Annotated in this window: 26 protein-coding genes and 1 tRNA gene; 11 read left to right on the plus strand and 16 right to left on the minus strand. The window is 54.1% G+C overall.

Annotation, left to right across the window (positions count from 1 at the left end):
- Window position 1 precedes the first annotated feature (1 nt).
- From AACY98_RS09535 to hrcA, 8 genes are all read right to left on the minus strand, one after another.
- A complete protein-coding gene (locus AACY98_RS09535; protein WP_339804491.1) occupies window positions 2–226 on the minus strand; it encodes a hypothetical protein in 225 nt (74 codons plus the stop codon).
- Window positions 227–329: 103 nt separating this feature from the next.
- Window positions 330–1,676, minus strand: a complete 1,347-nt coding sequence (locus AACY98_RS09540) for an NBR1-Ig-like domain-containing protein (protein ID WP_339804494.1) — start codon at window positions 1,674–1,676, stop codon at window positions 330–332.
- Window positions 1,677–1,815: 139 nt separating this feature from the next.
- Window positions 1,816–2,202 carry a YgiW/YdeI family stress tolerance OB fold protein gene (locus AACY98_RS09545; protein ID WP_339804497.1) on the minus strand — a complete coding sequence of 129 codons (387 nt, stop codon included), beginning with the start codon at window positions 2,200–2,202 and terminating at the stop codon, window positions 1,816–1,818.
- 187 nt (window positions 2,203–2,389) lie between these two features.
- Window positions 2,390–2,641 (minus strand): hypothetical protein, encoded by a 252-nt coding sequence (locus AACY98_RS09550; protein WP_339804500.1) that lies wholly within the window; start codon window positions 2,639–2,641, stop codon window positions 2,390–2,392.
- A 17-nt stretch (window positions 2,642–2,658) separates the two neighbouring features.
- Window positions 2,659–4,623, minus strand: a complete 1,965-nt coding sequence (locus AACY98_RS09555) for an acyltransferase family protein (RefSeq protein ID WP_339804502.1) — start codon at window positions 4,621–4,623, stop codon at window positions 2,659–2,661.
- Window positions 4,624–5,000: 377 nt separating this feature from the next.
- A tRNA-Ile gene (locus AACY98_RS09560) sits at window positions 5,001–5,077 on the minus strand.
- Window positions 5,078–5,189: 112 nt separating this feature from the next.
- A complete protein-coding gene (locus AACY98_RS09565) occupies window positions 5,190–5,744 on the minus strand; it encodes an SF0329 family protein (RefSeq protein WP_339804504.1) in 555 nt (184 codons plus the stop codon).
- A gap of 2 nt (window positions 5,745–5,746) precedes the next feature.
- Complete coding sequence (gene hrcA, locus AACY98_RS09570; protein ID WP_339804507.1) at window positions 5,747–6,784, minus strand: heat-inducible transcriptional repressor HrcA; 1,038 nt, start codon at window positions 6,782–6,784, stop codon at window positions 5,747–5,749.
- 329 nt (window positions 6,785–7,113) lie between these two features.
- Here hrcA and AACY98_RS09575 point away from each other — a divergent pair, with 329 nt between their 5' ends.
- From AACY98_RS09575 to AACY98_RS09585, 3 genes are all read left to right on the plus strand, one after another.
- A complete protein-coding gene (locus AACY98_RS09575; RefSeq protein ID WP_339804509.1) occupies window positions 7,114–8,076 on the plus strand; it encodes a hypothetical protein in 963 nt (320 codons plus the stop codon).
- 78 nt (window positions 8,077–8,154) lie between these two features.
- Complete coding sequence (recJ, locus tag AACY98_RS09580; RefSeq protein ID WP_339804512.1) at window positions 8,155–9,909, plus strand: single-stranded-DNA-specific exonuclease RecJ; 1,755 nt, start codon at window positions 8,155–8,157, stop codon at window positions 9,907–9,909.
- 81 nt (window positions 9,910–9,990) lie between these two features.
- Window positions 9,991–10,719 carry a toxin-antitoxin system YwqK family antitoxin gene (locus tag AACY98_RS09585; RefSeq protein ID WP_339804515.1) on the plus strand — a complete coding sequence of 243 codons (729 nt, stop codon included), beginning with the start codon at window positions 9,991–9,993 and terminating at the stop codon, window positions 10,717–10,719.
- 177 nt (window positions 10,720–10,896) lie between these two features.
- On the opposite strand, the gene AACY98_RS09590 is transcribed toward AACY98_RS09585, so the two are convergent.
- Together AACY98_RS09590 and AACY98_RS09595 are read right to left on the minus strand one after the other, a co-directional pair.
- Window positions 10,897–11,121: a YgaP family membrane protein gene (locus AACY98_RS09590; protein WP_339804516.1), complete on the minus strand. Its 225-nt coding sequence runs from the start codon at window positions 11,119–11,121 to the stop codon at window positions 10,897–10,899.
- Window positions 11,122–11,188: 67 nt separating this feature from the next.
- The gene (locus AACY98_RS09595; protein ID WP_126980138.1) at window positions 11,189–11,746 is read right to left on the minus strand and encodes a rhodanese family protein; all 558 of its coding nucleotides are present in this window, start codon (window positions 11,744–11,746) and stop codon (window positions 11,189–11,191) included.
- A gap of 589 nt (window positions 11,747–12,335) precedes the next feature.
- Here AACY98_RS09595 and AACY98_RS09600 point away from each other — a divergent pair.
- Window positions 12,336–13,112 carry a TSUP family transporter gene (locus AACY98_RS09600; protein ID WP_339804519.1) on the plus strand — a complete coding sequence of 259 codons (777 nt, stop codon included), beginning with the start codon at window positions 12,336–12,338 and terminating at the stop codon, window positions 13,110–13,112.
- Between the two features lie 64 nt (window positions 13,113–13,176).
- On the opposite strand, the gene AACY98_RS09605 is transcribed toward AACY98_RS09600, so the two are convergent.
- Window positions 13,177–14,661, minus strand: a complete 1,485-nt coding sequence (locus tag AACY98_RS09605; protein WP_339804522.1) for an MFS transporter — start codon at window positions 14,659–14,661, stop codon at window positions 13,177–13,179.
- Between the two features lie 179 nt (window positions 14,662–14,840).
- On the opposite strand from AACY98_RS09605, the gene AACY98_RS09610 reads away from it, so the two are divergent.
- The 3 genes from AACY98_RS09610 to AACY98_RS09620 all read left to right on the plus strand — a co-directional run bounded on the left by AACY98_RS09610 (window position 14,841) and on the right by AACY98_RS09620 (window position 17,235).
- Window positions 14,841–15,368: a hypothetical protein gene (locus AACY98_RS09610; protein WP_339804525.1), complete on the plus strand. Its 528-nt coding sequence runs from the start codon at window positions 14,841–14,843 to the stop codon at window positions 15,366–15,368.
- A gap of 149 nt (window positions 15,369–15,517) precedes the next feature.
- Entirely contained in the window at window positions 15,518–16,213 is a 696-nt protein-coding gene (locus AACY98_RS09615) for a protein-L-isoaspartate O-methyltransferase family protein (RefSeq protein ID WP_339804526.1), read from the plus strand.
- A gap of 260 nt (window positions 16,214–16,473) precedes the next feature.
- A complete protein-coding gene (locus AACY98_RS09620; RefSeq protein ID WP_339804529.1) occupies window positions 16,474–17,235 on the plus strand; it encodes an SDR family oxidoreductase in 762 nt (253 codons plus the stop codon).
- 27 nt (window positions 17,236–17,262) lie between these two features.
- On the opposite strand, the gene AACY98_RS09625 is transcribed toward AACY98_RS09620, so the two are convergent.
- Window positions 17,263–18,189, minus strand: coding sequence for a hypothetical protein (locus AACY98_RS09625; protein ID WP_339804532.1), 927 nt, complete (start codon window positions 18,187–18,189; stop codon window positions 17,263–17,265).
- A 410-nt stretch (window positions 18,190–18,599) separates the two neighbouring features.
- Here AACY98_RS09625 and efeU point away from each other — a divergent pair, with 410 nt between their 5' ends.
- The 4 genes from efeU (at window position 18,600) to efeB (ending at window position 23,080) form a co-directional block, all read left to right on the plus strand.
- Window positions 18,600–19,484, plus strand: a complete 885-nt coding sequence (efeU, locus tag AACY98_RS09630; protein ID WP_126980131.1) for an iron uptake transporter permease EfeU — start codon at window positions 18,600–18,602, stop codon at window positions 19,482–19,484.
- A 26-nt stretch (window positions 19,485–19,510) separates the two neighbouring features.
- Window positions 19,511–20,392, plus strand: coding sequence for an iron uptake system protein EfeO (efeO, locus tag AACY98_RS09635; protein ID WP_339804536.1), 882 nt, complete (start codon window positions 19,511–19,513; stop codon window positions 20,390–20,392).
- Between the two features lie 147 nt (window positions 20,393–20,539).
- Window positions 20,540–21,721, plus strand: a complete 1,182-nt coding sequence (gene efeO / locus AACY98_RS09640) for an iron uptake system protein EfeO (protein WP_339804539.1) — start codon at window positions 20,540–20,542, stop codon at window positions 21,719–21,721.
- Window positions 21,722–21,754: 33 nt separating this feature from the next.
- Window positions 21,755–23,080, plus strand: a complete 1,326-nt coding sequence (gene efeB, locus AACY98_RS09645) for an iron uptake transporter deferrochelatase/peroxidase subunit (RefSeq protein ID WP_339804542.1) — start codon at window positions 21,755–21,757, stop codon at window positions 23,078–23,080.
- Window positions 23,081–23,188: 108 nt separating this feature from the next.
- Here efeB and AACY98_RS09650 read toward each other — a convergent pair whose 3' ends face one another.
- The 4 genes from AACY98_RS09650 to AACY98_RS09665 all read right to left on the minus strand — a co-directional run bounded on the left by AACY98_RS09650 (window position 23,189) and on the right by AACY98_RS09665 (window position 24,568).
- Complete coding sequence (locus AACY98_RS09650) at window positions 23,189–23,614, minus strand: hypothetical protein (RefSeq protein WP_339804545.1); 426 nt, start codon at window positions 23,612–23,614, stop codon at window positions 23,189–23,191.
- 153 nt (window positions 23,615–23,767) lie between these two features.
- The gene (locus tag AACY98_RS09655) at window positions 23,768–24,112 is read right to left on the minus strand and encodes a hypothetical protein (protein WP_339804548.1); all 345 of its coding nucleotides are present in this window, start codon (window positions 24,110–24,112) and stop codon (window positions 23,768–23,770) included.
- 14 nt (window positions 24,113–24,126) lie between these two features.
- Window positions 24,127–24,327 (minus strand): hypothetical protein, encoded by a 201-nt coding sequence (locus AACY98_RS09660; RefSeq protein ID WP_339804549.1) that lies wholly within the window; start codon window positions 24,325–24,327, stop codon window positions 24,127–24,129.
- Entirely contained in the window at window positions 24,314–24,568 is a 255-nt protein-coding gene (locus AACY98_RS09665) for a hypothetical protein (RefSeq protein ID WP_339804551.1), read from the minus strand. Before AACY98_RS09665 ends, AACY98_RS09660 begins: the two co-directional genes overlap by 14 nt.
- Window positions 24,569–24,726 lie beyond the last annotated feature (158 nt).

The following is a 24,726-nucleotide window of genomic DNA, read 5'->3' on the forward strand; positions in this document are numbered from 1 at the left end:
GTCATTCGTCATCCCCCTTCTTTTTAAAGTGTTTATAGATAGCCATGAACAGTTGAAACAGGCCGTAAATAAAGGATACGATCAGGCACCAGTTCGACAGGGTGATTCCGAACGCCCTGATCACATCGTCCTGCATGGAGATCATCAGAGAGCTTCCTACCCCCGCAGCTGGTACGCCAATAGCCTGTATCACATGGCCTTTCACTGTCTTGAATAGGTTTTGCATTTCATATCCTGTGTTTTTCTTTTTGCCCAATAAAAAAGCCGCCTACTCATCGTAGACGGCTGACTTGTTGTTAGGTGAACGGTTTAATACCGATAAAACTGCATTACCCAGCGACTACATTGACCACATGGTATGCTGTCAAATCACCAAACCAGGTGATTTCTTCTGCTACCATGCGACCCTGCATAACGTAATTGCCCGGAGTGGATGGCGCCATCACGGTAAAGACGATTTCTACAATCTCTCCAGGCATAACGCGTCGAGGTAGCCACACCCGATGCGAACCCCAAATGGTATTGTCATGCGGGCTTTGTGTCCCCAGATGCACCACACCGGGCTCCCACGCGACATTGCCTGTATTGCGCATATCTATGCGAATGTCATAAGGCCTGCCTGCCACCATCGAAGTCGGAATTCGGTAACCAATACAGCTTGCATTGGCACCTGCAAACTTCACCTGCTTGCCAATCTGATCATATGCTTGACGAATACCTTGCAATTGAGGCGCTCCTGAACGCAGCCCATCAAATAGCTCTGTCGAAGTGTTGACTGAATTCCACAGAAACGGAATGATTGCCATCACTGCCGGATTGGTCTGAGCCACAAACAGCATTCTATATGGGTCATTACATATGTCATCACTGACTTGAGAGGTGTTTCTATCGTAGAAAACTGCTGCCTGCGGCACCAGAACCATTCGCTGTTCCGGACGAAGCTGCAATAAGCTTTGAAGATGGTAAAACTTGCCAACATACGCATCATCATCTTCATTCTCATATCCAATGATATTTCCATGCTCATCCCAGATCGGTCTGGTATAGACATCCAGTCCAATCCAGTCAAACAGTTTCAATCCTTGAATTACATTTCCATAGTAGATGCTGGCACAGGTCGTCAATGGGGCAAGTCGTGAATTTTGATTGTTTCTGATGATGTTCAAAATCTGTATCAACTTAGGAGAGGGAGCACCATTCACATCCGCCATGCCATTGATTTCAGGTTCATCCACCGGATAAAAGCCAACTACAGTTCCGTTCTCAGGGTTTGCAGGATCAAAAAACTTGTCTGCAATTAACCGAAACATGAAGCTGCTCCACTGCGCCTGCGCATCTGGGCGCAAAGTATTAGGTTGAGCGCCACTACCGGGAGACATATACAAAACCGGTGTTGTAATCACAGCTTTGTTGCCATTGGCTTTGATGACGTTCAAATCGACCATAAGCTGTGTGTAACTCGGGTAATGCGTCCAGTCAATTACCGAAAGGTTAGTATGCCCGACCACTTCATTTTGCTGACCATGCGCACCGTGCAAATAGCCAAAGTATTTAAGATTTGCCGGAATACTTGTTGATGTAGCAGATACCTGCGCAGAAGTTGCTGCGGCAGGTGCCACCGCCAAATCAGTTTTGCCCTTATCCACGATAGGATTTGAATTTGGTGTATTCATCATATGTATTTCCTCATTGTCATGTGTTAATAACAGGCTACCACTGAAAACTACGACAACCTACACATACTGTATTTCGACAATAAGGGCATATGTGAACGAAAAAACCGCCCGAAGGCGGTTGTATGTTTTAAAAGGAAAGTTATTTCACTACCTCTAGATACCTCACGCGCACATGTGGATCTTGACGTTGATCTGAGTGACGCTTTCCTCCAACTTCTCCAATCAAACGGATTTTAGTTTCAGGAGTCACAGTTGTATTACTAAATACATGCGGAGGAATATTCACTACCACAGTTCCACTTTCATCTTTGAATGTATAGCGATCACGGTTAAGCCTTTCAACGATGTTGCCGACCAAAATACAAGGGGCATCTTCTTGTGCATTGCCAACCTGTGATGCCTTGGATACCTCGGTCAGTGCAGAAGGTCCCACAAAACCACCTTGATTTGTTCCTGGACCTTGGTATTGTGCAAACGCTGTAATTGAAAAAACCAATGAGATGATTGCAACCCATAAATAACGCATTGTTTATCTCCTTATGAATTATTACGGTAGTCTATCATGATAAATTATTCCTTATATAACAGCTCCGGTCAGAGCACATATCCAACTCAGATCAGGTCGCCCGTCTTTTTACTGCTAAATAAAAAAGCCACCCGTAGGTGGCTACCTTTTATCTGTTACTTCCCCATCCCCAAAGGGGACTGGTTTTTTATCGACCCACAGTCTGCTCCTGTTGCAGCTCTAATTGGCCGATTTCGTACCTGTCACAAATAACTGAGCCTGTTACAACTAGAGCCCATTTAGCGCCGCCGCCACTGCCGCTACCGCCCATGGAATCGCCTGTTCCCAAGCCAGGTACACCCACGGCACCTTTAGCAACACCATCACGACCACCGCCGCCCATCAAAATGCCGTTGGGCGTATAGATCACCTTCATTTCTCTGATATATCCATTGGTCATTGATATTGCCTTTCAATTTACATTGCTTGACGCAATGAATTGTCCCGGTGAAGCTTAACGCCGATAATCTCCTCAATCTGCTGCATCAGCATAGGAGCCACGAGCACGGAGCCTTTGTACGAAAAATGATTGATGTCATTCAGTTGGTAGTACCTGTCATCATTTTTTGTACTGCATATTCCATCAGGACAAATAATATTTGATGTGTCGATGTAGTATGTGTTTGGGTACTCTTGCGCAAACTGACGAAGCATATTGTTCATCCGGTAGGTGTATGTTTCTTCGATGAGGTACGTTTCATCATTGGCAAATTGACACACATCCACCAAGAACGTGGGGCGTCCTCTGCATCCTGTATTTTTGCGTTCATCATTGTTACTGTAATGATATGGCGGGACACCAATGAGGATGATCTTTCTATCTCCCATCCTCTCCCGCAAAGCTTTGAGCCTGCCTAAAATGAAATCATAGTACTCATCATTTCCAGGGTAAATATATATGGGTTGATCCCCCTGCAGCAAAGCATCTTTGTACATCCACTCCTGTGCAAGTATTAAGGGCAGGTTGTTCCCTTCCAGATACGAGAGTCCTCGCCGGTAAGTATCTCTACATTTATTTATATCTGCAGGGTCTAGATGAAGTGCATTATTAAACGTATATTCTGCATCAACCATCCAGCACGTCCCTCTGAGTGCCAGTTTGAAATAATACCCGCTATCTGCCATGAGATGATCAAAACCAATAGCATAGTTGTACCCCATGCTGTCAGCCAACAAAACGGCCGCGGGTTGGCCATCAGCATCTCCTAGCTTGTCAAGCACTACATATTTTCTCTCGACAAACTGAGATTCTTCAGCACTTAGCCCTGTCACCCTCCACCTGAATGCATCTATATTTTTATAACTCCACTTTGCCCCCAAAGCGATCGCCACACTCAGAACGATCAGACCAATGCACCAAAGCCATTTTTTGCCGATCTTTTTCCAGGTGACTTTTGATTCAATGCCATGGTAAAGCGCCATACCTGACAGAATTGAAAGTCCAAGCAAAACAATCCTGTCTCCCCACGCCATTGGTCGTGTAACCAGCAGATACTGATAAAAAACAATCAGCGGCCAGTGTGTCAGATAGATTGAGTAAGAAATTTTTCCAATGTAAACAACGGGAGCACAGCGCAGCAGGTTCCCTTTGGCAAATCCACCAGCCCCGTAAATCACAGCCGCCGCCCCCACCGTCGGAAGCAACGCTGCATACCCCGGAAATGGTGTTTGTGCAGAATATAAAAATGCTGCTGCCAGTATTGCAATTAACCCAACAATACACAAAACTGCCGCCGTAATAGCATGGAGTACCCTGTGATAAATAAACACCAGTAAGGACCCGATGCACAATTCAAAAGCCCGATATGGCAAAAGGTAATATGCTGTATTTGGTGTTTGCTCTACCCCGATTTGGGAAAACATCAGCGAAAAACCTGCAACTACAGCCAACCCGATGATCAGAGCCTCTTTAGAATGCTTGAGCAGAATCCAGATTAAAACAGGAGCCAGCAGGTAATACTGCCACTCAACACCCAATGTCCATGTATGCAGAAAAGGTTGAAACTGAGTCCCTAAATCAAAATATCCTAAATTCTTGCTGAAATAGGCATTGGATATAGAAGCAGTTGCATAACTACCAGAATGTAATACTGTTTTTAATAGTTTTTGATCCGCTAAACAAAACGCTGCTGCAAACACCAAAACAATCACAACCAAAAGTGCCGGATAAAGGCGGATAAATCGCTTGGCATAAAACCTGACCAGATTAAACCGCCTGTTTTCGTAATCAGATACCAGAATGCTGGTGATTAAAAAACCCGAAATAACAAAGAAGACATCCACGCCAATGTAGCCGCCTGGGAAAGCCAGCCCCACATGGCACAAAAGTACCAGCAAAACAGCAATGGCACGCAGTCCGTCAATTTCAGGTTTATAGATCATGGGTCAAAATTATAACGCCACGATTAGGACAAAATATATTCAGCGACAATAATTCTTCCCGGGCCCACCGCTGCCGCCAAGAGCCACTGCGGTCGCTCCTGATGCTGCACCACCAGAGCTGCCGCTAAGGTGGACAAAAAGGATTTTCAACTGCGTGACATGCGGGCTAAGGCCACGACACAGGTTGATGATATGCAGGGCATTCGCAGCGCTCAGAAGTTACGGGGGCACACAACCGAGGCCATGACTGATCATTATGTCAGGGGCACAGTTGGTGCCAAGGTGAAGCCAGTAAAATAATTGCGGAAAAATTTCCGCAAATAAAAAAGCAGTCTGATACGACTGCTGATTTATAGTTTTGATTTTATTATATTTTTTGGTGGGCCCACCTGGACTTGAACCAGGGACCAACGGATTATGAGTCCGCTGCTCTAACCAACTGAGCTATAGGCCCGATATTTTTTCTGTGATAAGGCAATCGCCTCAAAAGGTGTGATTATATACTGTAACGCAGCCAGTTGAAAATAGCAGGCGTTCACATAACGTTTGCCGTATCGGGTGTTTTTTTATTCCGGCTGTGCCGGAATATGCATTGTTTTTTGAAGCTGTTCAGCAGGCAGGTTTTTCAGGCTGGCCGGTACGTTTGTAGGAAATTCGCATTGCAGGCGAAATGCATAGAATGTTTGCAGAAACGGTGCATTGCCTATGAGCGTTTCTTTGAGTGTTTTAATCTGCTGCCTGCCAATGCGCCGGTCAAACAGGGTGAACAGCCGCACCAGCGGGTCGGCTGACTGGATATTGTCTTGCAGGCTCTGGCTGGTGTAGACCTGGTAGCTTTCTTCAAACAGGCTGGTGTGAAACTGGCCTTTTTCGTAAGCGGCCAGCATAACCGGGTTCATGCCCTGCTGTTCTGCACGTCCCCAGAGGCCGGGGTTCTCGCATTCGGTTTCCAGGTCTGAGCTATGCAGCGCTTCTTTGCCATCAATGAGAACGGCAACGCGTCCGCGCTGGTCGTGCGCCTGGCGGTAACGCGTGAGAAAGTAGCTGACACGGCCACGGGTGGCTTCGCACATCCAGTGCTGTTCCAGTTCTTTTTTGATTTTGCCCCAGCTTTTGGCCATGTTCAGGCGTCGGGGCCGTCGGGCTTGTAGCTCAGTGCATTGCTGACCAGCCGCGAGGTGATGTCGACAATCTGTATCATGCGGTCATACGCCATGCGGGTGGGGCCGATCACGCCCAGCGTACCGACAATCTGCCCGTTGACTTCATAGGGCGCGGTGACTACCGAGAGTTCTTCAAACGGTACCACATGGCTTTCGCCACCGATGAAGATGCGCACGCCTTCGGCCTTGTCGGATACGTCCAGCAGTTGCAGCCACTGGGTTTTCTGTTCAAACAGGTCAAACAGTTTGCGCAGCGATTCCAGGTCGCCGGCCAGGTCGCTGACCTGCAGCAGGTTGCGCTCGCCGGAGACCATGACCTGTTCTTCCGCCTGATTGTCGCTGCCGGTGCTGGCCTCTACCGCTGAACGCATCAGCTCAACGATTTCGCCGCGCAGCACTTCAATTTCACCGGCCAGTTGGCCGCGCACCGTGTCCAGCGCCTGTCCGGTAAAGTTGCTGTTGAGGTAGTTGGCCGCTTCGGCCAGTTCGCTCTGGTTATAGTCATTCGCGGTATGGATAATGCGGTTTTGCACATCGCCATCGGTTGCCACGATGATGACCAGAATTCGCCTGGCAGCCAGCCGCAGAAATTCAATGTGGCGAAACGCGGTGTTGTGGCGTGGCGCCATGACCACCCCGACAAAGTGCGAAAGTTCCGAGAGCATATGTGCCGCGCCAGATAACACCTGCTTGGGCTGCCCGCTGGGCAGACCGGCATTGCGCTGCACTTCGGCCACCAGGCGTTCATTGGCCGTGTGGGCGGTGAGCATGGTGTCGACAAAAATGCGGTAACCGCGCGGTGTGGGTATGCGCCCGGCCGAGGTATGCGGGCTGGTGATCAGCCCCATTTCTTCCAGATCGGCCATCACGTTGCGGATGGTCGCTGGCGAGAGTTCCAGTCCGGAGGCTTTGGAAAGCGTGCGCGACCCCACCGGCTGACCGTCTGCAATGTAACGCTCAACCAGGGTTTTCAGAAGTAGTCTCGACCGCTCATCCATAGCTGTTCATTTTAAAGGCAATAGCTGCCGTTGTCTGTTTGTCCTTGATATGTCTGCCAGTATAGCGCGCCCCGCAGGATTGTCATTTTCGCCCTGAACAGGCTGACAGGGCAGTAAGGTGGCATATAAGCCTCCTGCACGGTAAAGTCCGGTTATAAACGCTGGTTGTATGCAGGTGGTGGCTTGATGGCAGCTTATGGGCATATGGTCATGTGTTTTTAAAAGCGGTCTTTATATGGCTGCCTGCCACCTTGCCCCCAAGCATAGGGAATGCAAGCCCCCTGCCTGACCGGCGGCATTGCCTGCCGTACTTGCGCAGAGTGCCTGCCATGGCACACAATAGCGCGATGCATTTATTGATTACTCATGCCCACAGCGCCGCCGTCACGCCCAATACCGATGCGCTGGCCGCACATCTGAAGCTGCCCAACTTGCAGCAACTGCTCGCACGCCTGAATGACAGGGGGCTGGACAAAAGCGATCCGTACAGCCTGAACATGCCGCACGAACGTGTGCTGGCAAATGTGATGGGGCTTTCCTGCGATGATGGCCGCTTTCCCGGCGCCAGCCTGCACATGGCAGCCCAGGGGCTGGATGTCACCGGCCGCTGCTGGGCAGAGATTACGCCTGTGCATTGGACAGTGGGGCTGGACCAGATCAGCATGGGGGTGCCGGAGAATTTGCGCCTGAGCGACGATGAATCGCATGCCTTGTTTGATGCAGTGCAACCGCTGTTGTCCGCGCAGGGCTGGCAGTTGCAGTGGGGAACGGCATTGCGCTGGTATGCCACACATGAACTGCTGCAACAACTGGCTACTGCCAGCATTGACCGCGCCATCGGGCAGGACGTGGACGACTGGTTGCCCGATGACTCTGAGCCAGCCAAAGAACTGCGCCGCCTGCAAAACGAGGTACAAATGCTGCTGTACCGCCTGGCGGTGAACCGGCAGCGGCGCGACAACGGAGAGCCGGATGTCAACAGCATCTGGCTTTCCGGCTGCGGCATACTGCCTGCACAGGCAAGCCTGCCGCAGGATCTGGTCATGGATGACCGCCTGCGCCTGCCCTCACTGCAAGGCGACGGTCCGGCATGGCTGCAAACCTGGCAAACGCTGGATGCCGGCCCCATTGCCACGCTGCTGGAGGCTTACCGCAGCGGTCAGACGGTGCAACTGACTTTATCGGGCAGTTGCGGTTTTTGGCAGTGGCAGGGACAAAAGAGCCTGTGGGGCGGCATTCAGAAATGGTTTCACCAGCCACCGGAGCCGGTACAGATTCTGGCAGCGCTTTAACGCGCTGATTCAACGCCTTGCATATGGACCATTGCAGGGCAAAAGCCGCCGCCGCATCATCCGATTACAATGGCGTTCATGCATTTAATTCCGCGCGACATCCCTCCCCGTACCCAGTGGCAACTTGAGCAGGCCGGCATACACCCGCTGCTGGCGCGCCTGTATGCGGCACGCGGCGTCAGCAGCATCGACGAGGTGGATGCCAGCCTGAAACGGCTGCTGCCACCCGATACGCTGGAAGGCACGCATGAAGCGGCTTTGCTGCTGGCCGACGCGCTGGAGCAGCAGCACAAACTGTGCATTGTGGCAGACTACGATTGTGACGGTGCTACCGCCTGCAGCGTGGCTTTGCGCGGACTGGCCATGCTGGGTTTTGCGCGTGAACAGCTCAGCTACCTGGTGCCGGACCGCGTTGTGGACGGCTACGGGCTGACCGCGGCCATTGCAGACCGTGTCAAAGCCACCGGTGCCGGGCTGCTGGTTACGGTGGATAACGGCATTGCCAGCCTGGAAGGCGTGGCACATGCGCGCCAACTGGGTTTGCAGGTGCTGGTTACCGACCACCATCTGCCCGCGCTGGTTGATGGGCAGGTGAAACTGCCTGAAGCCGATGTCATCGTCAACCCCAATGCGCCGCAATGCAGCTTTAGCAGCAAGGCGATGGCCGGTGTGGGCGTGATGTTTTATGTGCTGCTGGCGCTGCGGGCCGAACTGCGCGCACGCGGCCGTTTTGACGCGCAGACACAGCCGCGGCTGGACAAACTGCTTGACCTGGTGGCGCTGGGTACCGTGGCCGATGTGGTACGGCTCGACGCCAACAACCGCCGCCTGGTGGCGCAGGGGCTGGAGCGCATGCGCAAAGGCCAGATGCAGCCCGGCGTGGCCGCGTTGTTCCAGGTGGCGCGTCGCAACCCGGCGCGTGCCAGCACATTTGACATGGGTTTTGCGCTGGGGCCGCGCCTGAACGCCGCCGGGCGCCTGGCTGATATGACCATCGGCATAGAATGCCTGACCACCGACGATACAGCGCTGGCAACACGCCTGGCAAGTACGCTGGACCAGATCAACCGCGAGCGCAAGGACATTGAATCCGACATGCTGGAGCGCTCGCTGGTGCTGCTGGAGCAACACCTGACAGTTGATGAGCAACTGGACAGCGCCGCACAATTACCGGCGGCCATCGCTATTTATGACGCCGGGTTTCACGAAGGCGTGGTCGGCATTCTGGCCTCGCGCATCAAAGAAAAGTTTTACCGCCCCGCGTTTGTTTTTGCCCCGAGCCAAGCACCCGGTCAGGAACAGATATTAAAAGGCTCCGGGCGCTCCATTGCGGGGTTTCATCTGCGTGATGCGCTGGACTTGGTGGAAAAGCGCCATCCCGGTATGCTGCTGCGCTTTGGCGGGCACGCCATGGCCGCGGGCTGCACCCTCAGGGCACAGGACTTTGAAACATTTGCCAGTGCTTTGGCACAGATTGCGGCCGAGCTGCTGGATGCCGCCACACTGGCGCGCACACTGCCAACCGACGGGCCGCTGCCTGCAAGCTATTGCACACCGCAAACGGCACACCTGCTGCAAACGGCGGTATGGGGCAACGGTTTTGCCGCCCCTGTTTTCAGTGAACCGCTGCAGATACTCTCGCAGCGCATTGTCGGGGAAAAACACCTGGCGCTTAAACTGAACTACCAGCAACAAGTGGTTGACGGCATCTGGTTTGGCCGCAGTGCACCGTTGCCACAAAGGGCCACCCTGGCCTACCGGCTGGAAGCTGACGAATGGCAGGGCCAACAGCGTGTGCGTTTTGTGGTGGAGGGTATGGACGACAGTGAATGACGGTGCGTCAAGGGTTAAAGTGCCAATTTAATTCAAAATCTACATTAGAATCAACCGTACATTTCAAAGTAGGTTTACACCATGAAAAAACTGTTACTTCTTTTATCCTGTTTTGTGATGGTCTTTGCAGCCCATGCGCAGCACCCCTCTCAGGAAAAAACCTCTTACACCCTTGACCCTCAGGCCACAGCCGCCGCACCATGGAAAGTGGGTGAAATGATCGCGGAAGAGCCATGTTTCGTCCTTCATGAAACAACCTGCTACTTCAAATTTCTTGGCATAACTACACAAGGCAAGGCTTTGCTGCAGGAATTTTATGCATCAGAACAAAAGGCAACAGAACCTTATACTGCGATAGTATTACCAGAGACTGGAGAACGACGCCGTGATGGCTTATACACCATGCTGCATGAAAACGGTCAGAAAATGATGGAAGGCTACTATCAGGACGGCAAACGGCAAGGACTTTGGCCCATCTGGTGGTATGGCGATGGTGCGAAACATTCGGAAGGCTACTATCAAGATGGCAAAATGCAAAGACTTTCGGCCTTCTGGCATGATGATCAGAAAATGTCGGAGGACCATTATCAAGATGACAAAATGCAAGGACTTTCGACCCGCTGGCATGAAAACGGTCAGAAAGCTCGTGAAGGTCATTACCAGGATAACAAAAAGCAAGGGCTTTGGACCTGGTGGCATGACAATGGTCAGAAATCCCAAGAAGGTTATTATCAGGATGACAAACCACAAGGGCTTTGGACTTGGTGGGATAAAAATGGAAACATCATTGAAAAGAGAAACTTTGACTGATACGGTGCCATTTCTCGTGTCGATGGATACTCCCCCGCCTCTACAAAACCGCATTTATCCATGCTAAAACCAGCAGGCACCTCATCTTGAGGTGCTTTTTTTCATCAGAAACAATTCATTTGGATTTGCTGCGTGCCGGGTAGCAGCGGCGTGCGAAGAATTAAAATGCGCGCTGTTTCAGCGCTGCTGATCTGTGCCGGAGGCTGAATCCTGTGGTTGCTTTTTGCATGTGTTGATGCCCAGCCACAGGTACACCGGACAAAACCCGATGATGCCCATCACCAGCGGAAGCAGGCCCAGCCAGCCCCACCAGCCAATCTGCCCGGCAACAGCCAGCGCAATCAGCAAAAGGCCAACTGCAATGCGAACTACCCGGTCTGTCAGTCCCAGATTGAACAGCATGGTTTTCCCTTTAACACGTTTTCAAAATATCCGGCCAACCGGACATGATTGGCAATATAACTCTTTTCTACTCATCCAGGTCAAGCCCCGCATACCGGTGTGCTTTTTTGTTCCATGGCATCTGCATCATCAGGTAACCAAGCAGGTTCACCCCGGTCAGCCCGGCAAAAAGCTGTTCCACCCCGATAAATGCGGCTACCAGATGAAACCATGGCGAAATCACAAAACCCAGTGTGACCCCCGCAGCAACCAAGGCGCCGACCAGCATCTGTACCTGACGCGAAATTTCAAACGATTGAGAGGGTGCGGTAAATACCGGCAGACCGGCTTTTTTCCATGCGTTCAGACCGCCTTCAATGAAATAGGCCTGTCCGGGTGCCACGCTTTTTTCCAGCAGCTTGGCATTCATCCGGGTACGCGCACCGGAGCGGCAGTGGAAAATCACCACGGTATCCTTATCGGCCTTCAACTTTTTCCCGGCAAAACGCTCAATCGGCACATTGCGCACACCTTCGATGTCAATGTATTCGCGCTCGTGCTCGTCCGGCGAACGGATATCCACCAAACGGGCGCCCTTTTCAATGAGATCAAATGCCTTTTGCGGTTTTATTGCTTGAATCGGCATGGTTTTCCTTCACATTCGACTTACCAAAACAATCACTGCACCATGCATACCTGTGCCGGTACGGCGACAAAAATTTCACATCCATTGGCTTTTCTGCCTTTGGCGCCTTTAGTGCATTTTGTGCCTTTGGCACCTCTTGCTCATGCAAACACCACGGATGCACAACACTGACAGATTCATCTGCCACAAGTGCCAACTTGCAGTCAGTGCAACAGTCTTTTCCCCGGTGACAGCGTATCAACTCTGGCGATGGCTCTGCCGTACAGTTCATGACATCTGACGGCATTCACCCGGTGTTTTGCAGATAAACACCAAATGGGGGTGTTTATCTGGTATGGCGCTTCTTCTATCTGTAATATTACATTATTGTCAGATTTTAGTGCCAATTCTTGTCAGTTGCATCCATGCCGGATAAAAACAGCACAGTTTGTATGCCAGGACACTGCGGCCCCTTACCGGTGTTTGCTTAATGCTACCGCATGAAACAAGTTGCAAACTGGCGTACACTTGCGCCTGGTGCTGCTGGATCTGCCCCGGATTTTTCCCGGCTCGTCTCAAAAGCCTGTTATCTGTTGGGAATCACATCATCGTGGGTATCGAGACCATTGTCATCCTGTTTTTTGTGGCGTTTGGCGCCGGTTTTCTGGACGCCATTGCCGGCGGCGGCGGTCTCATTACACTGCCTGCACTGCTGATGGCAGGGGTTAACCCGCTGGCGGCATTGGCCACCAACAAGTTTCAGTCTTCGGCGGCAACCATTTCCGCCACCATTGCCTACGCCCGGCGCGGCCTGATCGAGTTTAAAACCGGCTGGCCGATCTTTTGCATGTCGTTTCTGGGCAGCGCCATCGGGGCAGTGCTGGCCAGTGTGATCCCGCAATCTGCCCTGCAGGTGCTGGTACCTATTCTGCTGATCATTGTGGCGATTTATTTCTATCTGTCACCCAAGCTGACCAACGAATCCACCAGGGCCAAACTGTCCTACTTCACATTCTGCCTGACCATGGCACCGGTCCTGGGGTTTTATGACGGCATCTTCGGCCCGGGTGCCGGGTCGTTTTTCATGATCGCTTTTGTATCGCTGCTGGGGTTTGGCATTCTGCGCGCTATTGCCTACACCAAGCTGGGCAATGCAGCCAGCAATGTTGGCGCGCTGCTGGTGTTTGGCGTGCAGGGCGCCATTGTGTGGCCGGTTGCGCTCACCATGGCCGTAGGCGCTTTCATTGGTGCCCAACTGGGCGCACGCTTTGCCGTCAGGTTTGGCGCCAAAGTCATCAAACCGCTGATCATTGTGGTCTGCCTGATCATGGCGGTCAAGCTGCTGCTGGATCCAAGCAACCCGATCACCCATTTCTTTCTGAAGTAATGCTGCACCAGCACCGGCGCTAATGCCAAGCTCTAACGCCGAGCTTTAATACCAAGCGCTTGTATCATGCGCCATCGGGCTTGCGGGTCAGGCGCCAGGTCAGTATGGCAGCCAGCGCCGGCAGCACAACAAAACCGGCCATCAGCCACAGCGCCGCCTGCCCGATCAACGCCGGCGGTGCGCCCTCCTGCCCGCCACCGGTGGCGTTCACCACCAGCCCGGCCAGTGCCGAGCCAATGGCCATGCCATACAGTTGCAGTGTGGTTCCGGCTGCCGAGGCATGCCCGCCCTGCCCGGGTGCTGCCAGTTGCATGACCCGGGTCAGCAGATGCGGCCAGGTGGAGCCAATGCCAAAACCGGTACCCGCCAGCGCTGCCAGCAAGAACATCAGTTGCAGCGGATAAATGTCCCAGCGCCAGGGCAGTAACACGGCCAGCGCCAGCAGACTGCCCGCACACAGCACCGGGCCCAGGCGCAGCATCTGGCTGGCCCGCTGGCCACTGCGCCCCGATGAAAACAGCGATGCCGCACTCCAGCCCGCCGCCATGACTGCCGCCAGATAGCCTGCGGCCAGCGGGCCATACCCGTGCAACTGCTGTAAAAAATACGGCACATAAATCTCAACCATGATGCCCGCCTGCAGCAGCCAGATACATGCATAAACCACCCCCAGCGGCATGCGCAGGCTGTGCCCGCCAACCGGCAGCATCTGCGTACCCTGGCTGCGGCTGTCGACCCAGACCGCCAGTGCACCCAGCAGCAGGCCACCCACACAGCCCGAGAGCGGAATCCATAACCGCGTTTTTTCCAGACTGCTGACGGCAACCACCATCGCAGATGCCACCAGCAGTGCCAGGGCCAGCCACGGGATGGATGCTTTTTCACGGCCCGTGCTGCCTGCTTCGCGCTGCACGCCGCGCGCCAGTTGTTTCAGCACAATCAGTGCCTGCACCACCGCCACCGGCAGCAGCACGCCAAAAGACCAGCGCCACAGCCCGTACTCGGCAAACACACCACCAATGGCCGGGCCGCATAAAGTGGCAATGCCCCACATGGCCGAGACCAGTGCAATCGCACGCGGCCACAAAAAGGGTTTGAACACCTGCCGGATCAGCGCATAACTGAGCGCGGTCAGCACGCCGCCGCTGAGCCCCTGCACGGTGCGCCCGGCCAGCAGCACCAGCATGCTGGGCGCCAGCGCGCAGACCAGACTGCCCAGCATGAACACCGCCATGGCAGTCAGGTACGCGGTACGCGCGCCCCAGCGGTTCAAAACAGAAACGGTCAGCGCCGAGCCCAGAATGGACGCCACCACAAACAGCGTTGTGCTCCAGGCATAATAATTCACGCCACCAATTTCAGCCACAATGGAGGGCATGATGGTCGCCACAATCAGCACATTGATGGCATACAACGCCACCCCGCCGGTTACCGCGACTGCGCGCCAGATGTATTCGGAAGAAAACAGGGTTCCCCAACTGGCAACCACGGGCTGGTCTGCCGGAATCCGGGCTGATTCAACCGTGTCGGAACGGGTTTGAGATGTCATACGCTATGTTTGGGCACCAGTTTGCACGCTGCACTGACGTCGATGGAAATGAGGTTATGCGGTTCATTATAGAATGCTGTCAATGCCTGCCCAGGCGGTGCAGGTAAAAGCATCCTCAGTGTCCTTTAGACACAAGATGACCCCCTTATACAACCCATTTCATTGCGCGCCCCCTGACCATGACCCTTTCTGAACCCCAGTCCGGCCAACCGGCTGCATCACCGCAAAGCCATGTTCCCAACATTCCCGGCATCATCTTGCTGCTGATGTTCATCATCCTGCTGGCCCGCCCGGTAACCCAGGCGCTGGGAGCACGCTTTGAAACCCAGTTGTTCGCCCAGATTGCGCCCGCCATCACCAAAGACCCGGCCTGGATCACCTATCTGGCAACCGTCATCACCCATCTGATCATTTCCATCACACTGGCGGTTGCCACCTTTTTATGCATGGTCACCGTCAAGCGTGCGTCTGCGGTGCGCTTTGCCATCGCCGGCTTCTGGCTGCTGTGGCCGGTCTCCATCCTGGTTGCGCACTGGCAAAGCACATATTTCATCAGCCGCTACTTTGGCGCATCGCAGGTTGCGGCGCTCAGCCCGTTTCCCACGGCCATGCTGGCAGCCGGCAGTCTGATTGCGCTGGGCTGGACCGCCTACCTGCTGACCTCCCGCCAGGCCAGGCAGGCCTACCCTCACAGGCCGGCAGTATAGTGAAGCCGCCAGCCTGAGCCTGCTTTGCAAAGGTCGCCAGGAATAACAGCCTGATGCCATACACCATCACTGTCCTTCATGGCGATAAAGCTCTAAAATAGATAAGATTAACCCATTATTGACAAGATTTGACCTTCTGGAGACCGCCCATGAACGTTGAGCAAGCCCGTTACTACATGATAGAACAGCAACTGCGCCCCTGGCTTGTGTTGGATCCCAAGCTGCTGGAGTGCATACAGGCTGTGCGCCGCGAACTTTTTGTTCCGGCAGCCTATCAGGCCATGGCGTTTGCCGATATGGAAATCCCCCTGCGCGCCAACCCGACCCAGGGCGAACACATGCTCTCTCCCAAGCTGGAAGGCCGCCTGTTGCAGGCACTGTCGATTCAGCCCGACGACCGGGCGCTGCAAATCGGTACCGGCTCAGGCTATATGGCTGCCGTCATGGCGCAAATGGGTGCCAACGTGCTCTCGCTGGAACTGGAAGTTGAACTGGGGCAAATGGCGCGCAAAAGCCTGCAAAAAGCCAACATCACCGAGGTGGAAGTGCGCGTAACCGATGGCTCCGGCGGTGCCCCCAAAGAAGGCCCGTATGACATCATTCTGCTCACCGGCTCGGTCGCATTTGTGCCGCAGACCTTTTTCAACCAGCTCAAACCCGGCGGCAGGCTGGTAGCGGTAGTCGGTGATGCGCCGGCCATGACCGCCATGCTCTACACCCGCAAGGAAGAAAGCACCGATACCGAAAAACCGGTCAGCATGGAAGACATTCACGCGCAATCGCTGTTTGAAACCTATATTGAACGGCTGCGCAATTTTGACGAGAATCCCTCGTTCACGTTCTAATACACCCTAAAACAGTTTTTCGGTTTTCATCCGCATTCAGGCCTCTTACCCGGAGGCCTGTTTTCATTGGGTGCCTTTCTCTTTCTCCCCTGAACCGGCAGCCGCACAACCGCCCTGTGCCCCCCTCAGGCAGCGTGATCAGCCCTGTTCACAGCATGGGTTGGCCTTTTATAAAAATAACTGTCAAAATGCCACAATAGCGCCACCAGCGCCATCAGCGACCGTGCTCTTTCGCTACTTCATTGCCAAAGGAAACCGCCATGAACACCCGCCACAGCCCCACCCTCACACTGCCTGTCAAAACCGCCATTGTCACCGGCTCTTCGCGTGGTATTGGCCGAGCCATTGCGATACGGCTGGCGATGGACGGCTTCAAAATCGCCGTCAACTATACGAGCAATGAAGCGCAGGCGCAGGAAGTGGCTACCATCATCCGCAACACGGGCGGCCATGCCGTTGTCATCCAGGCAGACGTCTCCCGGCCAGACGATGTGCAACACCTGTTTGCCGCCACGCAGGAGGCCTTTGGCGTGATCGGCGCCGTGGTGCACAGCGCGGGCGTCATGTCCATGGCAACCATCGCACCGGAAAACATCGCGCTGTTTGACCAGACCATCAACACCAACCTGCGCGGCGCTTTTCTGGTACTGTCCCAAGCCGCCAAATACCTGGGCGAAGGCGGGCGCATCGTTGCTGTTTCAACCAGCGTGATTGCCAAGCCCGCACCCGGCTACGGCGCGTATATTGCATCCAAAGCCGGCGTGGAGGGACTGGTACGGGTACTCGCCCATGAACTGCGCGGACGCAATATCACGGTCAACGCCGTGGCACCCGGACCGGTATCCACCGAACTTTTTCTCAACGGCAAAACAGCCGAACAGGTTGAACAGCTCGCCAAAGCAGCACCGCTGGAGCGGCTGGGGCAACCGGAAGACATCGCCCGAGTCGTGTCATTCCTGCTCGGGCCTGACAGCGGCTGGGTCAACGCCCAGGTGCTGCGTGCCAATGGTGGATTTGCCTGATAGAAAAGCCGCAGCCAGGTGCTGCGGTCAGCGGGAAATGACCAGTTCACCGTCAATCAAAGAAAACCAGGGGTTATAGCCCCAAAAGCCTTTGCCCTCCTGGTTTTTAAGGCGCAGTGGCGAAAAGCCCCTGTTGTCGAGCCGGACCAGGCGCCCGCCCATCGCCGTTTCCAGTTCAAAATCATCCCAGCGGATAGGAACCGCTCCGGTACTTTGCTCAAATTTGGCATCAAACCCAAGAGAGTCGGCCCACATGCCGGGGGCCAGATGGTTGGCGGCTTCTTTTTCCTCAAATGAGATGCGCGCTTTCTCCTGGATACCTGCCATATCTTGATGATTCATCAATTGCCAGAGCTCTTCATAGGCCTGCCGTAGTTTTTCCATGTTTTCCGGCGTATCTTCAAACACCGTGGCTTTGGTCCATGCCCACTCTGGAAGCCCGCTGAGCGTGACCTCACGTTCAATATGATAAAGAATGGTTCCTTCCTTCTCAAACTCAGTGACTGCACCGGCACTGGCCGAGCCCTGATAATGCGGCGATTGGGCGCCTGTTGGCTGAAGTTCACCATCCACTTGGGCAACCGTGGCAACGAGCTGTATGACTTCCGTATCCCCTTCAGGAAGTGCCGCTTTGATCACGATCCGGCATTCGAAGTCGGCAGGATATGTTGGATCGCCTTTTAACGCCGTCAGGCTCGCTACATCAACGGCAATGGTATTTGCCCCGTTTTCCAGATAGGGCGTAATATTCAGCCCCGCAGCCAGCGGGCCTTCGTCATAATAGTTTTCAATGATCTGTACCTGATTGACAGATGCAATACACAGCGCATTTTGCGCACTGAAATACAGCGTATGTGGCACAAACGGTGTCCTATTTGCCGCATACAGCATTTGAGGAAATAAAAACAGCCCCAGTAATCCCAGTAAACCTACTCTTATTTTTTTGAATGCCATTTCAATCATTTTCCTCTTAACTCATCCATCCGTTACCCAAATTCATTGTATCTTGGCCTGCTGTTTTCCAGCGCCCTTTAACGGCATGTTAAGACATTGTCTGGTAGCAGGCCTGCCGCCCCTGTAAACGGCCTTTCCCCTGCGGCTCTCCCTCGCCCCCGGCTTCATCCCCTGCTGCATAGTTCCTTAGGCACCTCAGGCCCCTTATAGGCAATCGGCCTGCCAGGCTCACCGTTTTGGCCGTCTGCCGGCATATCCATATTGTACTTGTCAGATTAATTGCTAAATGATAATCATTATCACTATAATAACCATTCATTATTAACAGAACATCAGCTGTTGTAGGCGCAACCGCAGGCGATCCGACAGGCACGCCTGCCACTGCGGCTTGCATTTTTGCTGTATTCATCATGTTTTTAGCAACATTTCTCATCATGCTGCGCGAAGGGCTGGAAGCCGCCTTGATCGTGAGCATCATTTCCAGCTACCTGAAGCAGACCGGCAATGAAAAATGGATGAAGTTTGTCTGGCTGGGTATCGCACTGGCGGTTGCGCTGTGCCTGATCGTAGGCCTGGCGCTGTACTACACGGTCGGCGAAATTCCGCAAAAAGGCCAGGAACTGTTTGAAGGCATTGTCGCGCTGATTGCCGTGGTGGTGCTCACCTACATGATTTTCTGGATGCGCAAGGCATCGCGCTCGCTCAAAAATTCCATTGTGCAAAGCATTGATTCGGCCATCAACCGCAGCACCGGCCAGGGGCTGGTGATGGTGGGCATGGCGTTTTTTGCAGTGGCCCGCGAGGGGCTGGAATCGCTGTTTTTCCTGTTCAGCTTTTTTGACCAGGATGGTTACGTGCTGGTTGCCACCGCCGGCGCCAGCCTGGGCCTGTTTACCGCGATTGCGCTCGGGTACGCCATTTACAAAGGCAGCGTGCACCTGGACCTGCGCAAGTTCTTCAAATACACCGGCGTGCTGATTCTGTTCATTGCCGCCGGCCTGCTGGCCGGTGCGCTCAAGGCGTTTCACGAAGCCGGCATCTGGAACAGCCTGCAAACCATTGTGTTTGACCTCTCGGACAGTTTCCTGTCGATTCATACGGTACTGGGCTCAGTCCTCTCGGGGCTGTTCGGGTTCAACGACCACCCCACGCTCGGAGAAGTCATCGCCTACTTCCTGTACCTGATACCGGCATTGCTTTTCTTCTTCTGGCCAGACAGATCAGCCCGCGCTGCCACAGCGCCAGCCACATCTGAGGCTGCTGCGCCAGCATCTGTGTCTACATCTCATTCATGATTCATTGCATTTTTTAAGGAGCTTTTATGTTGCGTTTCAAACTCAAATCCTCTGTTGTTGTGGCTGCCTGCGCAGCAGCGCTGTCGCTGCCGGTTTATGTGGCACAGGCCCAGACGGCACCGGCCACTGCATCGGCAACCGCCTACGTGCCGCACGCCGAGGATTTCATTGAACCGGTAAGCCAGTACAAGATGTATGTGCTGGCCGAGATCGACGAGCTGGTAGCCAAGACCCGCCAGTTTACCGATGCGGTCAAAGCCGGCCGCATTGAAGAAGCCAAGGCGTTGTATGCACCGGCACGCGTGCACTACGAACGGATTGAGCCGGCCGCGGAAATTTTCGGCGACATGGACCCGGCCATTGACGCACGTGAAGACGATTTCAAAGATGGCGTGAACGACCCCGAGTTTACCGGCTTTCACCGCCTGGAATACCTGCTGTTCTCACAGAACACCACCGAAGGTGCCGGCAAGTATGCCGACCGGTTGATGGCCGATGTACTGGAACTGCAACGCCGCCTGCAGGACGAGCCGATTCCGGTGGTGAAAATGGTTCAGGGAGCCGCCGACCTGATGGATGAAATCGCCCAGACCAAGATCAGCGGTGAAGAAGACCGTTACAGCCGCACCGACCTGTGGGACTTCAGCGGCAACCTGGAAGGCTCGATCAAGATTGTGGAGCTGCTGCGCCCGCTGATCGTCAAGGCCAACCCGCAACTGCTGGCAACCATTGAGAAAAACTTTGCCGAAGCACAGGCCACTCTGAATAAATACCGCACCGCCGACGGCAAGGGCTTCCAGAGCTATACCGCAGTGACCGAAGCCGACAAGGTGCTGATGCAGGCCCAGATCACTACGCTGGCAGAAGACCTCTCCACCCTGCGTGCCACACTGGGGCTGGATAACTGATACGCGCATGGCGATGAACCGGGCTGATGCTGTGCGTATGCATGCAACACATGCATAAGTGCACCAACATGCAGACAACCCGGGCGCTGTTGCAAAGGCCTTTGAACCACAAAACGGTTCAAAGGCTTACAAATAAAGGATAAACACATGTCACGCTCGAGCGTTTTTTGTAGGCTGACCCGTTACGCCGCCGTTGTTGCGGCCGCCATGGCGCTGACCGCCTGCGATAAAGCCGATGACGCAGGCAGCACCAGTACCACCGGTGCACAGACTGCCGCCCCTGCCATGCAGGAAATTAAAATTGAGATTCTGGACCATGCGTGCGACCCAATGGAACTGACCATTGACGCTGGCAAAGTCCGCTTTATCATCCACAACAAGAGCAACCGGGCGGTTGAGTGGGAGATTCTCAAGGGCATACGCATCATTGACGAGCGTGAAAACATTCCACCGGGCTTTACCCAAAAGCTCACCACCACACTGGACCCCGACACGTATGAAATGACCTGCGGGCTGCTCTCCAACCCCAGAGGCACGCTGGTCGTGCGCGCCACCGCCGACAATGGCGCTAACCGCAAACCCACACCGATTGAACTGGTGAGTGCCGCTGGTGAATACAAGGTATACATCAGCACCGAACTGAATGCCCTGCTCAAACAAAGCCAGGCACTGGCAGATGCGATCAAGTCCGGCGACCTGGCCACGGCCCAGGCGCTGTATGCCCCGGCGCTGCAACGCTATGAGCACATCGAACCGGTACTCAAACAGTTTTCCGCGCTCGATACGGCCATTGCCGCCGATGAAAGCGTATTCCGCGAGCGCGCCAATGACCCGGCCTTCAGCGGCTTTCACCGCATAGAAAGAGGCTTGTTTGCCGACCAGTCCACCGATAACCTGGAACCCGTGGCCGCGCAACTGCTGGAAAACATCAGCGCACTGCAACAGGAAATCAGCACCGTGAAAACCTCACCCGACCAGATGGTGGGCTATGCCGCTGCACTGATCCGTGAAATTGAGCAAAGCAAGCTGCAGGGGCATAAAAACCTGTACGCCAGAACCGACCTGTGGGGCATACAGGCCAATCTGGACGGCTCGCACCGTATCTTCCGCCTGGTACGGCCCATGCTTTCCAAAGCGCACCCCGAGCTTTACCAGCAGATTGAAGACCAGTACAAGGCCGCCAACACCATTTTGGAAACCTATAAAACCACCGACGGCTTTCAGCCTTATGAGCAGTTAACCGAGGCAGACAGAGAAGCGCTGAAAACCACACTGGCGCAGTTGAATGACAACCTCTCCAGCCTGCCCGAAGCATTAGGCCTGGAATAACCGGGCACGTTGTCAGCAAGGAGGACTAAACCCATGTCACAGCAACACGATACAGACCCCGGCAGTGCACAGCACACCAGTCCTGAGCAGCCGGGCACACCCACACGGCGCAACCTGCTCAAGGGCCTGGGCACCCTGGGCGGCAGCCTGCTCGCCGGTGGTGCGCTGGCCGGCCAGGCCCATGCAGCGACAGAAACGGCAGCAGGCACAAACACCAATACCACTGCCAATGGCTGCCCGGATACCACACTGCAATCGGTTCCGTTTTATGGCAAGCACCAGGCCGGCATCATCACGCCGGAACCGGCCGAGGCCGTCTTCATTGCGTTTGATGTTGTGGGCAAGGGTCGTGAAGACCTGGTGAAACTGTTTCAGGACCTGACCAACATCATCGCTTTTCTGACCAAGGGCGGCCCTGCTCCGACTGCCGACGTACGGCTACCGCCGCCGGAATCAGGCATTCTCGGTGCCCAGGTGCATCCGGACAACCTGACCATGACCGTGACCGTAGGTGCATCCCTGTTTGACGAACGCTTCGGGCTGGCCGCACAGAAACCGGTGCATCTGGTTGAAATGCCGTCCTTCCCCAATGATGCGCTGGAGCGACCCTGGTGTGATGGTGATGTGATGATCCAGATTTGTGCCAATACGCGCGAAACAGTGATCTACGCGATGCGTTACATCATCAAAAACTTTCCGAACCGGATGGTGGCCCGCTGGAAAATAGACGGCTTTCTGCCCGCACGCGATATCCGCAACCGCACCACCCCGGTCAACCTGATGGGCTTCAAGGACGGCACCGGCAACCCGTCGCATGAAGATGAACAACTAATGAATGAAATGGTGTGGGTCGGCAAAAACTCACGGGAACCCGCCTGGGCTGAGGGCGGCTCTTATGAAGTGGTGCGACTGATCCGCTTCCGCCTGGAATTCTGGGACCGCACCCCGCTGGGCCAGCAGCAAAATGACTTTGGCCGCCTGCGCGCCACAGGCGCCCCGCACGGCAAAGAGCATGAATTTGACGACCCGGATTTCGAATCCGATCTGGATGGGAACATCACCCCGCTGGACTCACACATGCGGCGCGCCGAGCCCCGTATACCGGAGCGCCATGTGGCCAAACTGCGGCGCCGCAGTTTCAGTTATTCACTCGGACTGACCAAAGCGCGCCAGCTCGATATGGGGCTAATCTTCGTGTGCTTTCAGGCCGACCTGCAAACCGGCTTTATCCAGACGCAGATGCGCCTGAACGGTGAGCCGCTGGAAGAATACATCAAACCATTTGGCGGCGGCTACTACTTTGCGCTGCCCGGCACCACACCCGACAGCTACCTGGGGCAGGCGCTGGTGGAGGCATAAGGCGTAAAGCATAAGACATCAAGCGTAAACCGCATCCGCTTTCCTCCCATGCCGATGGCCACTGCAAAGTGGCCATTGTTGTTATGGCTGTTTGGCTTTCAAGCAGCGCTAGGGTTGCATGACATTGCCATATGTATCACGCTGATATCCAGGGGTGCATATGTGTGGTATCTTGCCTGCTGATGCGGCAAGACAGCGCCACTGAACGCGCTCGCCATCAATTTGCGGATGCAACCAGACCAGGGCATTGTTATCAAGCATGAAAATGATGTCGCCACCCTGCGCCTGGTATACCACCTGTGCCCCTGGGTATTGTTCCGGTGCCAGAAAACCGCTATTGACAGTTTCCTGTTGCTGGCCCAGCAGCAGCGGGTCGGTTGCCTTTCGGATGTCAGAGAGGTTAGTCAGTGCCTGTTCTATCGGGTCTTTATGCGGCTCGCTGATCGCGTCTTTGACGTAGCTGAGCGCAAAGTAAAACACCGGCGCCAGTAACAGTCCGCAAAATATGCCGAATAGAAAATTGCCGTTTTTCATCTCCTAACCTGTTCTTCAAGAATATATGCCGTTTTCACCATCGTGATAATGAACTGCTGCCATGGTGTCTGCATATGTTTTTGAAACATGTTTTAAGCTGAATATAAGTTATAAATTTGGCTTTGTCTAAACGCACGGCCTTTGATTATTAATTTACTCCATGCGGCAATCCATCGGCATATATTTAGCAGGCGCACCGTAACAATGTTTATCGGCCTGCGGGTCTTTGTGCTGCCATACTAAAGCGCCGTCTGTGGTGGATAAAATGAAGTCATCATTGTCAAAGAGGTAGAGCATTTCAACCTCGGGCAGGTCGCTGGTGTCGTTAAATCCTGGGGTCAGTTTTTTTGATACATAGATATGCGCCAGTGCATTACCTACCGGCATTTGTTTGGGCGTTGAAAAATCCCACACGACCGGAATAATTGCTACCGCCAAAAGGGTACACAAAATACCGCATACTGCCCCGAAAATGAAATCGCCTCTTTCTTTTTTCATCGCAATGCCAATCTTTAAAAATATATCCACTCAGCGGGATTACCTGTCGGATAATGTGCAATGTCTGCTGTAGGAACTGCACGTGTTTCTATGGTGCCCCACAACGGGTCAAGCACCAGTACACGTATGCCTTCCGGCCACTTTTCTTCGTTGGCAAACTGCTTCCATTGCGCAGGCATCCGCACTGTAAACTGGTAGTCATTAACAACCGGCACCGCTTCCACCCAATAATGCCCGGGCTTGTGTGCCAATAACCCAGCCACCCAATGCATCTGAGGCTAACCAGTTGTTAGCCTGCACATAGGGCCAGCTACGCTCACGCGCATTATCCCGCCCGCCCATACGCCGGATTTGAAATTCCATGATCCGCAAAGCATAGCGAAATTCTTCGGAAATCAGGTGCGCGTCGGCTGCGTAGTCATAGATAAGATCGGCAGAGGAGGTTTTTTCTGTCATAGAGCACGCTTTTTTTGTTTTACGGCAATCAGCGAGCAAGCCTCACACTCCACTCAGCAGCCAAGCACCCAAGCGCTCATAATACCCCACCGACAATACCAGTTTCTGGTCGCCCAGCGCACATCTGGTCATACCAGATGCTGCCATGGTCATGCCAC

The sequence above is a fragment of the Saezia sanguinis genome, from assembly GCF_963921665.1.
Taxonomy (GTDB): domain Bacteria; phylum Pseudomonadota; class Gammaproteobacteria; order Burkholderiales; family Burkholderiaceae_C; genus Saezia; species Saezia sanguinis.

Excerpts from the sequence above, each read along its gene's own strand:
- recJ (WP_339804512.1), top strand. The coding sequence starts at position 8,155 with ATGCATTTAATTCCGCGCGACATCCCTCCCCGTACCCAGTGGCAACTT.
- efeB (WP_339804542.1), top strand. The coding sequence starts at position 21,755 with ATGTCACAGCAACACGATACAGACCCCGGCAGTGCACAGCACACCAGT.
- AACY98_RS09545 (WP_339804497.1), bottom strand. The coding sequence starts at position 2,202 with ATGCGTTATTTATGGGTTGCAATCATCTCATTGGTTTTTTCAATTACA.
- hrcA (WP_339804507.1), bottom strand. The coding sequence starts at position 6,784 with ATGGATGAGCGGTCGAGACTACTTCTGAAAACCCTGGTTGAGCGTTAC.
- AACY98_RS09615 (WP_339804526.1), top strand. The coding sequence starts at position 15,518 with ATGAACGTTGAGCAAGCCCGTTACTACATGATAGAACAGCAACTGCGC.
- AACY98_RS09590 (WP_339804516.1), bottom strand. The coding sequence starts at position 11,121 with ATGCTGTTCAATCTGGGACTGACAGACCGGGTAGTTCGCATTGCAGTT.
- AACY98_RS09575 (WP_339804509.1), top strand. The coding sequence starts at position 7,114 with ATGGCACACAATAGCGCGATGCATTTATTGATTACTCATGCCCACAGC.
- AACY98_RS09585 (WP_339804515.1), top strand. The coding sequence starts at position 9,991 with ATGAAAAAACTGTTACTTCTTTTATCCTGTTTTGTGATGGTCTTTGCA.
- efeO (WP_339804536.1), top strand. The coding sequence starts at position 19,511 with ATGTTGCGTTTCAAACTCAAATCCTCTGTTGTTGTGGCTGCCTGCGCA.
- AACY98_RS09625 (WP_339804532.1), bottom strand. The coding sequence starts at position 18,189 with ATGGCATTCAAAAAAATAAGAGTAGGTTTACTGGGATTACTGGGGCTG.
- AACY98_RS09555 (WP_339804502.1), bottom strand. The coding sequence starts at position 4,623 with ATGATCTATAAACCTGAAATTGACGGACTGCGTGCCATTGCTGTTTTG.
- AACY98_RS09550 (WP_339804500.1), bottom strand. The coding sequence starts at position 2,641 with ATGACCAATGGATATATCAGAGAAATGAAGGTGATCTATACGCCCAAC.
- AACY98_RS09540 (WP_339804494.1), bottom strand. The coding sequence starts at position 1,676 with ATGATGAATACACCAAATTCAAATCCTATCGTGGATAAGGGCAAAACT.
- AACY98_RS09535 (WP_339804491.1), bottom strand. The coding sequence starts at position 226 with ATGCAAAACCTATTCAAGACAGTGAAAGGCCATGTGATACAGGCTATT.
- AACY98_RS09610 (WP_339804525.1), top strand. The coding sequence starts at position 14,841 with ATGACCCTTTCTGAACCCCAGTCCGGCCAACCGGCTGCATCACCGCAA.
- AACY98_RS09605 (WP_339804522.1), bottom strand. The coding sequence starts at position 14,661 with ATGACATCTCAAACCCGTTCCGACACGGTTGAATCAGCCCGGATTCCG.
- efeO (WP_339804539.1), top strand. The coding sequence starts at position 20,540 with ATGTCACGCTCGAGCGTTTTTTGTAGGCTGACCCGTTACGCCGCCGTT.
- AACY98_RS09595 (WP_126980138.1), bottom strand. The coding sequence starts at position 11,746 with ATGCCGATTCAAGCAATAAAACCGCAAAAGGCATTTGATCTCATTGAA.
- AACY98_RS09565 (WP_339804504.1), bottom strand. The coding sequence starts at position 5,744 with ATGGCCAAAAGCTGGGGCAAAATCAAAAAAGAACTGGAACAGCACTGG.
- AACY98_RS09620 (WP_339804529.1), top strand. The coding sequence starts at position 16,474 with ATGAACACCCGCCACAGCCCCACCCTCACACTGCCTGTCAAAACCGCC.
- AACY98_RS09650 (WP_339804545.1), bottom strand. The coding sequence starts at position 23,614 with ATGAAAAACGGCAATTTTCTATTCGGCATATTTTGCGGACTGTTACTG.
- efeU (WP_126980131.1), top strand. The coding sequence starts at position 18,600 with ATGTTTTTAGCAACATTTCTCATCATGCTGCGCGAAGGGCTGGAAGCC.
- AACY98_RS09655 (WP_339804548.1), bottom strand. The coding sequence starts at position 24,112 with ATGAAAAAAGAAAGAGGCGATTTCATTTTCGGGGCAGTATGCGGTATT.
- AACY98_RS09665 (WP_339804551.1), bottom strand. The coding sequence starts at position 24,568 with ATGACAGAAAAAACCTCCTCTGCCGATCTTATCTATGACTACGCAGCC.